Origin of the sequence: Mycobacterium sp. 852002-30065_SCH5024008 (assembly GCF_001665645.1) — a bacterium.
GTDB lineage: Bacteria > Actinomycetota > Actinomycetes > Mycobacteriales > Mycobacteriaceae > Mycobacterium > Mycobacterium paraffinicum.
Window position 1 is genome coordinate 1 of record NZ_LZSZ01000148.1, and the last position, 12870, is coordinate 12870.

Below are 12870 nucleotides of genomic sequence, written 5' to 3' on the forward strand. Positions count from 1 at the left end.
CCCCCTGGAACCTGGATGGCCGCCCCGCCCGCCGCGCCGTGGGCGCCGCCCACACCACCCAAGCGCAGGCTGGGGCTGGTCATCGGCGCTCTCGCGCTCGTCGTCGCGGTCATCGCCGGCACCGGGGTGTGGCTGGCGGTCGATAAGTCTGGGGCCACGCAGCCCGACGCCTCCCCAACGACGACCACCGCCGCTCCCTCCACCACTAGCACAGTGACCAGCAGCGCCGCCCCGACAATGGCTCCCGCACAACTGGATTCGCTCCTGCTCCCGGTCGACCAGATCAACACGCTGGTCGGCACCACCGGGATCATCGTCGACCACAACACGACCGAGATGACCGACCCCGGCCCGGGCAACACGCTGTCGGACGACAAGTGCCTGGGAGCGCTGATCGGTTTCCAAACCCGGACGTACAAAAGCAGCGGCTACACCGCGATGCTCGCCCAGCTGATGAAGAAGCCGCAAAGCAATCCGGCCTACGTCGTGGCCCAGGGTGCGGTGATCTTCGCGTCCGCCGATCAGGCCCGGGGATTCGTGAACAACCAATGGGCGCACTGGCGGGACTGCGGCGGGAAAACCGTGACCCAGCCCAGCGACAAGGCCCCGTTTGAATGGACCTTCGGGCAGATCAGCGGAAATCCGCCGAATATCGCCCTACAGCACACGTTGGCCAACAGCCCGGTGGTGTGCCAGCACGTCCTGGAGGCGGTGTCCAATGTGGTCCTCGACGTCAACCTCTGCGCACCCGGAACCATCAACGAAGCCAGGCTGATCGCCAACCAGATGGCGACCAAGATCCCCGGCTGACGGCCGCTCAGGCGGTGGCTTTGCGCCGCCGGTTCGACCGCCGCGGCGGGGCCGCGCGGCCGATGACCTCGGCGAGGAACTTGCCGGTGTAGCTTTCGGGCACCGCGGCGATGTCCTCCGGAGTGCCTTCCGCGACAACGGTTCCGCCCTCGGCGCCACCCTCGGGCCCCATGTCGACGATCCAGTCCGACGTCTTGATGACGTCCAGGTTGTGCTCGATGACAATGACGGTGTTGCCCTTGTCCACCAGCCCGTTGATGACGGTGAGCAGCTTGCGGATGTCGTCGAAATGCAGCCCGGTGGTGGGCTCGTCGAGGATGTAGACGGTCCGCCCCGTCGAGCGCTTCTGCAGTTCGGCGGCCAGCTTGACGCGCTGAGCCTCGCCACCGGACAACGTCGGGGCGGGCTGGCCCAGCCGGACGTAGCCCAGGCCGACGTCGACGAGCGTGCGCAGGTAGCGGTGGATGCCGGTGATCGGCTCGAAGAACTCCGCCGCCTCCTCGATCGACATGTCCAGCACCTCGGAGATGGTCTTGCCCTTGTAGTGCACTTCCAGGGTTTCGCGGTTGTAGCGCGCACCGTGGCAGACCTCGCAGGGGACGTACACGTCGGGCAGGAAGTTCATCTCGATCTTGATGGTGCCGTCGCCGGTGCACGCCTCGCAGCGGCCGCCCTTGACGTTGAACGAGAACCGGCCCGGTTGGTAGCCACGAACTTTGGCCTCCGTGGTGGCCGCGAACAGGGTCCGGATCTTGTCGAACACGCCGGTGTAGGTGGCCGGGTTGGACCGCGGCGTGCGACCGATCGGCGACTGGTCGACCCGCACCAGCTTGTCCAGGTGGTCCAGGCCCGTCACCCGGGTGTGCCGGCCCGGGACCAGCCGGGCACCGTTGAGCCGGTTGGCCAGCACCGTGGCCAGGATGTCGTTGACCAGCGTCGACTTCCCGGAGCCGGACACGCCGGTCACCGAGGTGAGCACGCCGAGCGGGAACGAGACGTCGATGCCGCGCAGGTTGTGCTCGCGCGCGCCCACGACGGTGAGCTGACGCTTGCGCTCGACGGGACGCCGGATCGCCGGCATCTCGATGGCTTCCTTGCCCGACAGGAAGGCGCCGGTGATCGAGTCCTTGTTCGCCAGCAGCTCGGCGTATGTCCCGCTGTGCACGATCTCGCCGCCGTGCTCACCGGCCCGGGGACCGATGTCGACGATCCAGTCGGCGTGCGCGATGGTGTCCTCGTCGTGCTCGACGACGATCAGCGTGTTGCCCAAATCCCTTAGCCGCGTGAGGGTTTCGATGAGGCGACGATTGTCACGCTGATGCAGCCCGATCGACGGCTCGTCGAGCACGTAGAGCACGCCCACCAGGCCGGACCCGATCTGGGTGGCCAGCCGGATGCGTTGCGCCTCACCGCCGGACAGCGTGGCCGCCGCGCGCGACAGCGACAGGTAGTCCAGTCCCACGTCGAGCAGAAAGCCGAGCCGCGACTGGATTTCCTTGAGCACCTGCCCGGCGATCGCCTGCTCGCGGTGACCCAGGGTGAGCGCGTTGAGGAAGTCCGCGCAGTCCGAGATCGACAGCTCGGAGACCTCGGCGATGGACTTGGCGCCCCGGTCTCCCGCGGCGGCCAGCGTGACCGCCAGGATCTCCGGCTTGAGCCGGGTGCCCTCGCACTCCGGGCAGGGCACGTCACGCATGAAGCCCTCGTAGCGTTCCTTCATTTGCTCGGATTCGGTCTGGGCCATCTTGCGCTGCAGGAACGCCAGCACACCCTCGAAATCGGCGTAGTACGAACGGGTTCGGCCGTACCGGTTGCGGTAGCGCACGTGCACCTGATGGTCGGAGCCCTCGAGAATGGCCTTGCGCGCCTTGGCCGGCAGCTTGCGCCACGGCGTGTCGACGTCGAAGCCCATCTCGTCGCCGAGGCCGGCCATCATCCGGGTGAAGTACTCCGCGGTGTGGCCCGTCGACCACGGGGCGACCGCACCCTCGGCCAGCGTGCGTTCGGGATCGGGCACCACCAGGTCGGGGTCGACCTCCTTGCGGATCCCCAGGCCGGTGCACTCGGGGCAGGCGCCGTAGGGCGAGTTGAACGAGAACGATCGCGGCTCCAGATCGTCGACCGCCAGCGCGTGCCCGTTGGGACACGCCAGCTTCTCGGAGAAGCGCTGCTCGCGGTTGTGGGCGTCGTGTTCGTGGTCGACGAACTCCAGCACCACGATGCCGTCGGCCAGGTTCAGCGCGGTCTCCACGGAATCGGTTAGCCGCTGCTTGGCGCTGGCCTTGACGGTGAGGCGGTCCACCACCACCTCGATGTCGTGCTTTTCCTGCTTCTTCAGCTTGGGCGGATCGGTCAGCGAGTGCACCACACCGTCGACCCGGACCCGGCTGTAACCCTGGGCGTTCAGCTTCTCGAACAGGTCGGCGAACTCGCCCTTGCGCGTGCGCACCACCGGGGCCAGCACCAGGAAGCGGGTGCCTTCCGGCATCACCAGCACCTGGTCGACGATTTGCTGGGGCGTCTGGCGGGCGATCCGCGCGCCGCAGACCGGGCAGTGCGGCGTGCCGGCGCGCGCGTAGAGCAGCCGCAGGTAGTCGTAGACCTCGGTGATCGTCCCGACGGTCGATCTCGGGTTGCGGTTGGTCGACTTCTGGTCGATGGACACCGCCGGGGACAGGCCCTCGATGAAGTCGACGTCCGGTTTGTCCATCTGGCCCAGGAACTGGCGGGCATAGGCGGACAGCGACTCGACGTACCGGCGCTGGCCCTCGGCGAAAATCGTGTCGAACGCGAGCGACGATTTGCCGGAGCCCGACAGCCCGGTGAAGACGATCAGCGCGTCGCGCGGTAGGTCGAGGTCGACGCCCCGCAGGTTGTGTTCGCGGGCGCCCTTGACGATCAGGCGGTCAGCCACGCTGTCCTCTCTCAGTGGATCTTTTACGTACTGCAGCCGGTAATGCGCACGGCGCATTCCATGCTATGTGCCCGTACCGACAAGAAACGTTTGACCAGTAACGTGGCCGCTATGACTGCCCCCGACGAGGTGAGCGACAACTACATCGGACACGTCGACCCTGGTACTGCGGCCCGCCGGACCCTACCCGGCGCCACGATCCTAAAGGCGTCGGTGGGTCCTATGGACAACAATGCGTATCTGGTGACGTGTTCCGCGACCGGGGAGACGTTGCTGATCGACGCCGCCAACGACGCGGACGTCCTGATCGGTCTGATCCGGCAGAACGCACCGAAGGTGTCGCTGATCGTGACCAGCCATCAGCACTTCGACCACTGGCAGGCGCTGGAGGCCGTAGCCGCCGCCACCGGGGCGCCGACCGCCGCCAACGAGATCGACGCCGAGGCGTTGCCGGTCAAACCGGACCGTTTGCTGGCAGGCGGCGACACCGTGCAGATCGGCGAGCTGCAATTCAAGGTCATCCACCTGCGCGGGCACACGCCCGGCTCGATCGCGCTCGCCCTCGACGGGCCCGCCACGGGCGGGGTCACCCAGCTGTTCACCGGCGACTGCCTGTTCCCGGGCGGCGTCGGCAAGACATGGCAGCCGGGCGATTTCGCGCAGCTACTGGACGACGTCACCACCCGGGTGTTCGACGTGTACGACGACGCCACCGTCATCTACCCCGGCCACGGCGACGACACGGTGCTCGGCGCCGAACGCCCTCACCTGGGCGAATGGCGCGAACGAGGCTGGTGAGGCCCTGCGCTAGGACGTGGTGTGGACGATCAGCACGTCCACCTTGGCGCGTCGCGACACGTTGGCCGGCACGGATCCGAGCAGCCGGCCCGCGATCGTGCTCAGGCCGACGTTTCCGACGACCAGCAGGTCGGCCTTCTCGTCCTCGGCCAGCTTGACCAGCGCGTCGACCGGGGCGCCTTCGATCGGACGCTCCTCGACGTTCTTGGCCCCGGCCTTGTGCGCCCGCTCCTTGGCGTCCTGCAGGATCGCGTAGATCGGCGCGGTGCCGGACACCTTGTAGCTCTCGTTGCGCAGCGCGTCGGCGGCCCGGCTGTCCTCATGCTGGGGCAGGTACGCCGAAGCGACGATCAGCCTGGCGTCCGGCCCGGCGATCTGCGCCGCCTTGTCCACCGCACGCATTGACGAGTCCGAGCCGTCGGTTCCCACCACCACAGTCTGATAGGCGCCCATTAACCCTCCCAGTTTCGGTTGGTCAGCCAACCCAAGACACTATCGCGTTTGCCCGTTGCAGAGGGAACAGATTAGCGACACCGCGTGGCGCGGCGTGTCGACAATTTGCGGGGCTACGCTGCGCCAGCGGACAATATCGCCGATGGCAAAACAATCAAATGCACGGGCCCGAGGCGGAAAGTGTTGCATAACGCAGCTTTTCGCCGAATGAGAGCGCCCGGGGCGAATGGGCGGGACGCGATTTGTGAGCCGGTCCCGCGATTGCGCTTTACAGTGACAAGCATCATGTCCATGCCCACCGTCGAGCAGCGCGTCGCGGACGGAGTCGAGGAGCCCGCGCCCGCACGTTCGCCCGGGCGGTTGCTCGATCCGTGGGCGATCGCCGTGTTCGCGGCCGTGGTCAGCGGCGCGTGGGCCTGCAGGCCCTCCCTGTGGTTCGACGAAGGGGCGACCATCTCGGCCGCCGGGAGCCGGACGCTGGCGGAGCTGTGGCGGCTGCTGGGCCACATCGACGCCGTGCACGGGCTGTATTACCTGCTGATGCATGGTTGGTTCGCGCTGTTCCCGCCGACGGAGTTCTGGTCGCGAGCGCCCAGCGCCCTGGCGGTGGGCGCCGCCGCCGCGGGCGTCACGGTATTCACCAGGCAGTTCTCGACACGGCCGGCCGCTGTCTGCGCGGGTGTCATGTTCGCCATCCTGCCGCGCACCACCTGGGCGGGCATGGAAGCACGGCCCTACGCCTTCGCGGCCGCCGCGGCGGCCTGGCTGACCGTATTGCTCGTCGTCGCCGCCCGGCGGAACAGACCGCGATTGTGGGTTTGCTACGCGCTGGCCTTGATGCTCTCGATTCTGCTCAATCTGAACATGGTGCTGTTGGTGCCGGTTTACGCCGTAATGGTGTCGCTGTTGGCGCCCGAGAAGGCGCGCAAATCCGCGGTTATCCGGTGGGCCATCAGCTCGGCCGTCGCGGTCGCGGCCATGACGCCGTTCATCGTGTTCGCCCACGCGCAGGTATGGCAGGTCAACTGGATTTACCCGGTCAGCTGGCATTACGCGTTCGACATCATTCTGCGCCAGTATTTCGACCACAGCGTCCCGTTCGCCATCCTGTCCGCCGTTCTCATCGTGGCGGCGGTCGCGGCCCGGCTGGCCGGCGTCCGGCCCCCGGCCGGCGACACGCGTCGGCTCTTGATCGTCTGCTCGGCGTGGCTGGTCATCCCCACCGCGCTCGTGGTCATCTATTCGGCCGTCAGCGAGCCGATCTACTACCCGCGCTACCTGATCTTCACCGCGCCCGCGATGGCCGTCGTCCTGGCCGTTTGCATCGTGACGATCGCCCGCAAACCCTGGCCCATCGCCGGAGTGGTGCTGGCCTGCGCGGTCGCCGCGGTGCCGAACTACCTGTTCGTCCAGCGCTGGCCGTACGCCAAAGAGGGCTGGGACTACAGCCAGGTGGCCGATCTGATCAGCTCCCATGCCGCCCCGGGTGACTGCCTGCTGGTGGACAACACCGTGCCGTGGCGGCCCGGGCCGATCCGCGCCCTGCTGGCCACCCGGCCCGCGGCGTTCCGGTCACTCATCGATGTCGAACGCGGCGCCTACGGGCCGAAGGTGGGGTCGCTGTGGGACGGCCACGTCGCCGTGTGGCTCACGACGGCCAAAATCAACAAATGTCCCGCAATCTGGACAATTACCAATAAAGAACCATCGCTGCCCGACCATCAATCCGGACCGTCATTGCCGCCGGGACCCGCATTCGGGCGCGCCCCGGCTTATCGGTTTCCGAGTTATCTCGGCTTCCGCATTGTCGAACGTTGGCAGTTCCATTACTCGCAGGTGGTGAAGTCCACGCGGTGATTGCCGCTTTGCCGACGGCGTGAACCGCCAATTGTTGGGTGGGTATGCGGAGCTGGCTGGCCGCGCCGCTCCTGGGCGGCAACGTCCAAGGTGTCCGGCACCTCGTCGAACTGGTCGTCGCGGACTAGACCGGCAGCGCCTCGCGCACGCCGCGGGTCGCGCGGTAGGAAACCGCCACACCGGCGGCGCTCAGCGCGGTGAACACCGTGAACAGCCAGTGCGCCGCCATCCCGTCGCCGCCCTTGGCGGTGTTGACCACCACCCCCGCCAAACCGGCGGCGATCGCCGCGGAGATCAGCTGGACGGTGTTGATGGCCGCCGAGGCGGCGCTGCCCTCGGCGGGGTCGTCCACCGAGGCCATCGCGCGCGCCGACAAGTGCGGCCAGGCCATGCCGATCCCGGTCCCGGCCACCAGCAGCGCCACCGCCCACAGCGCGGCCGTCCAGGGGGTCGTGTCGCCGCGTCGTGCGACCGCGGCCAGCGCCAGGCCGGAAGCGGCGACGATAGGCGCCGCCACAATCACCCGCCCGATCATTCGCGGGCTCTCCAACGACGCGCTGACGATCTCGCTGACCGTCCAACCTAGCGCCAGCGCGGCTCCCAGGAAGCCGGCCGCGATCGGGGTCAGATGCGCCAACCGCTGGCCGAACAGCGGTACGTAGGTGTTCACCATCGCGGCGCCCATCAACGCGCCCATGGTCAGGTAGATCCACTTCAACGGCCCGGGACCGAACACGCTGGGCGGCAATATCGCCGCGTGCGTCCGCCAGTCGACGACCACGAACACCCCCACCAGCGCGATGCCGACGGCGAGCAACGCGAACGTCGCCAGCGTGTTGCGCGGAATCTGGGCGACGCTGACCGCCAGCGCGGCAGCACCGATCAGCAGCAGCGACCGCACCGGCACCTTCTTCGACGGCATGGCGGTGCTGGGCTCGACACGGGCCAGCGCGACCGGCACCAACATGGCCATCAGGCCGGTCAGCACCGCCATCGCCACGAAGGCCCAGCGCCACAAGCCGAGCTGCGCGAACAAACCACCCGTCGTGGGGCCGACCACCGTCGCCACACCCCACATCGCCGACACCAGTGCCGAACCACGCGTCCATAGCGCGCGCGGCAGGGCGGAATTGATCACGGCGTATCCGAGGCCGGCCAGCAGCCCACCGGCCACGCCCTGCAGCGCGCGCCCAGCTATCAAAACCTGCATGTTCGGCGCCGCCGCGCAAACCAGGCTGGAGAGACCGAACACGGCGAGTCCGGTCAGGTAGGACGAGCGCGCCCCTGCGCGCAGCAGCATCGGATTGACCATCGCCGCCGCGACCACCGAGCCGACCAGGTACAAGGTCGTCACCCAGGCGTAGAGCCGGCTGCCGCCGATTTCGGCGATGGTGTTGGGCAACAAGCTGGTGGTCAGGAACTCGTTGGTGGCGTAAAGGGCCACTCCGCCGGCCAGCAGGATGGAAGTCCTCAGATACCTGGCTCCCAGCAGCTGATCCCAGCCGCCGGTGACGGTCGCGGTGTCGGTCACCCTTCTACCGTATGGGGTGTCGCGAGAGGGACGATCTGAGATCCACTGCCAGCAAACTCATTTCAGGCCGGCGGCGTCCATCCCCCGCAGTTCCTTCTTCAGGTCGGCGATCTCGTCGCGGAAGCGCGCGGCCAGCTCGAACTGCAAGTCACGCGCGGCGGCCATCATCTGCGCGGTGAGGTCCTTGATCAGGTCGGCCAGTTCGGCACGCGGCATGCTGGTCGTGTCGCGGCCCTCGAACACGCCGGCGCTGACGGCGCGGCCCGGCTCGCCCTGTGCGCGCCGGCCGCGGGAGGAGTTGCGTCCGGAGCCGCCGATCCCCACCGTTTCGGTGTCGTCGGCCTCGCGATAGACCTGGTCGAGGATGTCGGCGATCTTCTTGCGCAGCGGCTGCGGGTCGATGCCATGAGCCTCGTTGTAGGCGACCTGCTTGGCCCGACGGCGTTCGGTCTCGTCGATCGCCTCCTTCATCGAATCCGTGATGGAGTCCGCGTACATGTGCACTTCGCCGGAGACGTTGCGGGCGGCGCGGCCGATCGTCTGGATCAGGCTGCGCGATGACCGCAGGAAGCCCTCCTTGTCGGCGTCCAGGATCGCCACCAACGACACCTCGGGAAGGTCCAGACCCTCCCGGAGCAGGTTGATGCCGACGAGCACGTCGTAGTCGCCCAGCCGCAGCTGGCGCAGCAGTTCCACCCGGCGCAGGGTGTCGACCTCGGAGTGCAGATAGCGCACCCGGATGCCCATTTCCAGGAGGTAATCGGTCAGGTCTTCCGCCATCTTCTTGGTCAGCGTCGTGACCAGCACCCGCTCGTCGGCCTCGGTGCGCTTGCGGATCTCCGCGATCAGGTCGTCGATCTGCCCCTTGGTCGGCTTGACCACCACCTTCGGGTCCACCAGTCCGGTCGGCCGGATCACCTGCTCGACGAACTCGCCGCCTGCCTGGCTGAGTTCGTACGGGCCGGGGGTGGCCGACAGGTACACCGTCTGCCCGATCCGGTCGGCGAACTCCTCCCACGTCAGCGGGCGGTTATCGCACGCCGACGGCAGCCGGAAGCCGTATTCGACCAGGTTGCGCTTGCGGGACATGTCGCCCTCGTACATGCCGCCGATCTGCGGCACCGTGACGTGCGACTCGTCGATGACGAGCAGAAAGTCGTCCGGGAAGTAGTCGAGCAGGGTCGCCGGCGGCGAGCCCGGGCCGCGACCGTCGATGTGCCGCGAGTAGTTCTCGATGCCCGAGCAGAAGCCGACCTGACGCATCATCTCGATGTCGTAGTTGGTGCGCATCCGCAGCCGCTGGGCCTCCAGCAGCTTGCCCTGGCCCTCCAGCTCGGCCAGCCGCGCCGCCAGCTCCTCCTCGATCGTCGAGATCGCGTGGGCCATCCGCTCCGGGCCCGCGACGTAGTGGGTCGCCGGGAAGATCCGCAGCGAGTCGACCTGGCGGATCACGTCGCCGGTCAAAGGGTGCAGGTAGTACAGCGCCTCCACCTCGTCGCCGAAGAACTCGATGCGCACCGCGAGCTCCTCGTAGGACGGGATGATCTCGACGGTGTCGCCGCGCACCCGGAACGAGCCGCGAGTGAAGGACAGGTCGTTGCGGGTGTACTGCACGTCGACCAGCAGCCGCAGCAGCGCGTCGCGGGGCACCTCGGTGCCCACGCTCAGTTCCACGGAGCGGTCCAGATACGACTGCGGTGTGCCCAGGCCGTAGATGCACGACACCGAGGCCACCACGACGACGTCACGCCGCGACAGCAGTGACGACGTCGCGGAATGCCTCAGCCGCTCCACGTCGTCGTTGATCGAGCTGTCCTTCTCGATGTAGGTGTCGGTCTGCGCGATGTACGCCTCTGGCTGGTAATAGTCGTAGTACGACACGAAGTACTCAACGGCGTTGTGCGGCAACATCTCTCGCAGTTCATTGGCCAGCTGGGCGGCCAACGTCTTGTTCGGCGCCATGACCAGCGTGGGCCGCTGCAGCCGCTCGATGAGCCAGGCGGTGGTGGCCGACTTCCCCGTGCCGGTGGCGCCGAGCAGCACCACGTCGCGCTCCCCCGCCCTGATGCGGCGTTCCAGCTCGTCGATGGCGGCCGGCTGATCGCCGGCGGGCGCGTGCGGGCTGACCACCTCGAAGTGGCCGCCGACGCGCACGACCTCGTCGACCGCGCGGTATTCCGAATGGGCGAGTACCGGATGTTCCGTGGCGAAAGCCATGCCACCAGGGTAGAACCGTCCACCGACAAGAGCAGATCGCTTATAGCGGATTTCCGTAGCGGCGGGGCACACGCCGCGCGCCGCTACCCCGCCGGACGGGTCCAGGTCCGGGTGACGGGGTCGCACTGCAGCAGGTAGCCGTCGTTCGAGGTGCTCATGGCGAACACCGAAGTGCCCGGTCGGTCGCAGGAGCTGCCGGAAGCATGCACGCCCATCGTGATCGGGGCCTTGGCCCAGCTGTTGCCCTCGCAGACGATCTGCTCGCTGTTGGTGGGGTCGTAGGCCAGCTTGCCGATGTCGCTGCACAGCCCGCCGAGCACGGGCGGTGCCGGGGCCGATGCCGCCGTCGAGGTGCTGACCGCCTGGGCGGGGTCGCTCAGGTTCACGCCGGCCGGCACGTCGCCGACCCGGGTCGCTACCACGGGCACCCGCACCACCGCGCCCTGCGCGCCGCATTCGTTGCTGAGCACGGTCTCGGTCACCGTGCCGCGCAGGGTGCCGTCGGCCTGGGGCGCCAGCGACCAGGCGAGGGTCTCCTGCTGAGTGGCCCTGACCTGGCTGTTCGGTTGGGTGCAGCCCAGCCGGTCCTGTTGGGGGGCGCCCTGCCAATAGCCGCCGACAAAGTGCAGCGTGTCCGTCTTGCCCCCGTCGGCGGTTTGGTGGGTGGCGTTGTCCAGCCGGGTCCCGGTGGCCGCACATCCGTTGGTGGTGCACGCCGAACGGAAAGCCCACCAGCCGGTGGCGGGGCCGTCGTGGCGGATCGCGACGCCGTTGGTGGTCCGCTTGCTCTGGTCGTAGTTCAGCTTGTAGCTCCCGTTGAGCACCGGTCCGCCGGACCTGCCCGGCGCGGCGCTTGGCGCGGGGACGGACGGCTTCGACGCGAGGGCCGGGTTGCCCGGCGGGGTGTCCGGCTCGAACGAGTACAGCACCGACCAGGTGGCCGCCACGGCGATCAGCATTGCGCACACCAACCCGACCGCCCACCGCGTCCGCGAGGAGAGCCGGTGGTTCATCGCCGCGGCGACGGCGCGCGGGCCGCGCTGAGGAGCCGTCAACGCCGCGGTTCGGGGCTGGGCTCCCGGGCCGGCGTGGGCGACACCGTCGGATCCCTCACTGACGGCGGCGGCAAACGCGCGGCACCGCTCGAACCTGTCCCCGGGTTGCTTGGCCAAGGCCTGGTGGAACACCTCATCGAGATGCGCCAGCTCCGGACGGTAATCGCTGAGCCGGGGCGGATCCTCGTGCAGGTGCTGGCTGATCACCGCGATCGGATTCGAGTGCTGAAACGGCGGGGTGCCGGTTAGCAGATGGAAAGCCGTTGCAGCCAAAGCATATTGGTCCGACCGCCCGTCGATGTTGGCTCCTGTCAACTGTTCCGGCGCGGCGTAGGCCACCGTCCCCACGGCGACGTTGGTCTCGGTGATTCCGCTGATGTCGCCCAGGTGACGTGCGACACCGAAGTCCGCCAACAGAATTCGGCGTTCGCCGTCTTCCGGATGGGTGAGCAGGATGTTGGCCGGTTTGACGTCGCGGTGCAGCAGCCCGCGGTCGTGGGCGTAGTCGAGGGCGCCCGCGACGGCTTGGACAATGGCGCACACCACTTGGATCGGCATCCCGTCCTGGTAGCGCTCTTTCACCAGCCGGGAGGCGTCGGTGCCCTCGACGTAGTCCATGGAAATCCAAAGGTGGCCGTTGAATTCGCCGCGGTCATGCACGCCGACGATGTGGGGATGCCACAGCGTCGCGGCGAGATCGGCCTCGCGGTTGAACCTTTCGCGGAATTCGGGATCGGCCGTGACCGCCTCCGCCAGCACCTTGATCACGTCGCGGCGCGGCAACCGGGGGTGCAGGGCCAGATACACCTCGGCCATGCCCCCGGCGCCCAGCTGCCGCAGAATCGTGTAGCCCGCGAACGGCGCCCCGCCGGTTATCGACGGGCGGGACCCGTCGATCTGCCGCGCGGCCTCGGGCTCGGCGCCCGGGCTCGAGCTGACCGGGGGAACACGGCGGAACAGATGGGCGATCGTCACCGCGGGCAGCGAGTGAAAGCCCGCGCGCACCGCCGCACCGGCCTGACGTGGGTTGCTCAGCAGCCGGCGCCCGGCGCCGATGCGCCGGGTAGTCCCCTTGTGTTCATCCATCTATCCCCTCGTCCCTCTCCGCTGCCCCGGCCTCTGACGCGGCGCACCTCCCTGGGCACCTGCATCACGATTCGGGCTGGCGTCGCCTCGGCGCTGCGGGCCTGCACCACGGTGTGCCCGGCGCGCCCCGAAACTCCCCCTACGTTCAG

At 68.2% G+C, this 12870-nt stretch carries 8 protein-coding genes; 3 read left to right on the top strand and 5 right to left on the bottom strand.

Going from position 1 to position 12870, the window contains the following annotated elements; all coding sequences use genetic code 11:
* Positions 1 to 810: sensor domain-containing protein (locus A5781_RS18385; RefSeq protein ID WP_197503906.1), on the top strand; the 810-nt coding region annotated here is incomplete at its 5' end.
* A 7-nt stretch (positions 811 to 817) separates the two neighbouring features.
* Here A5781_RS18385 and uvrA read toward each other — a convergent pair.
* The gene (uvrA, locus tag A5781_RS18390) at positions 818 to 3724 is read right to left on the bottom strand and encodes an excinuclease ABC subunit UvrA (protein ID WP_067209651.1); all 2907 of its coding nucleotides are present in this window, start codon (positions 3722 to 3724) and stop codon (positions 818 to 820) included.
* Between the two features lie 111 nt (positions 3725 to 3835).
* Here uvrA and A5781_RS18395 point away from each other — a divergent pair, with 111 nt between their 5' ends.
* Positions 3836 to 4522: an MBL fold metallo-hydrolase gene (locus A5781_RS18395; protein WP_067209508.1), complete on the top strand. Its 687-nt coding sequence runs from the start codon at positions 3836 to 3838 to the stop codon at positions 4520 to 4522.
* Positions 4523 to 4531: 9 nt separating this feature from the next.
* Here the strand turns inward: A5781_RS18395 and A5781_RS18400 are convergent, their stop codons facing one another.
* Positions 4532 to 4975, bottom strand: a complete 444-nt coding sequence (locus A5781_RS18400; RefSeq protein WP_066953138.1) for a universal stress protein — start codon at positions 4973 to 4975, stop codon at positions 4532 to 4534.
* A gap of 285 nt (positions 4976 to 5260) precedes the next feature.
* Here A5781_RS18400 and A5781_RS18405 point away from each other — a divergent pair, with 285 nt between their 5' ends.
* Positions 5261 to 6832: a glycosyltransferase family 39 protein gene (locus tag A5781_RS18405; RefSeq protein ID WP_067209511.1), complete on the top strand. Its 1572-nt coding sequence runs from the start codon at positions 5261 to 5263 to the stop codon at positions 6830 to 6832.
* A 124-nt stretch (positions 6833 to 6956) separates the two neighbouring features.
* Here the strand turns inward: A5781_RS18405 and A5781_RS18410 are convergent, their stop codons facing one another.
* The 3 genes from A5781_RS18410 to A5781_RS18420 form a co-directional block, all read right to left on the bottom strand.
* Positions 6957 to 8363: an MFS transporter gene (locus A5781_RS18410; RefSeq protein ID WP_067209515.1), complete on the bottom strand. Its 1407-nt coding sequence runs from the start codon at positions 8361 to 8363 to the stop codon at positions 6957 to 6959.
* Positions 8364 to 8420: 57 nt separating this feature from the next.
* On the bottom strand, positions 8421 to 10580 hold the full coding sequence (uvrB, locus tag A5781_RS18415; RefSeq protein ID WP_067209518.1) for an excinuclease ABC subunit UvrB: 2160 nt from the start codon (positions 10578 to 10580) through the stop codon (positions 8421 to 8423).
* Positions 10581 to 10663: 83 nt separating this feature from the next.
* Positions 10664 to 12721: a serine/threonine-protein kinase gene (locus A5781_RS18420; protein ID WP_067209522.1), complete on the bottom strand. Its 2058-nt coding sequence runs from the start codon at positions 12719 to 12721 to the stop codon at positions 10664 to 10666.
* Positions 12722 to 12870: the final 149 nt, after the last annotated feature.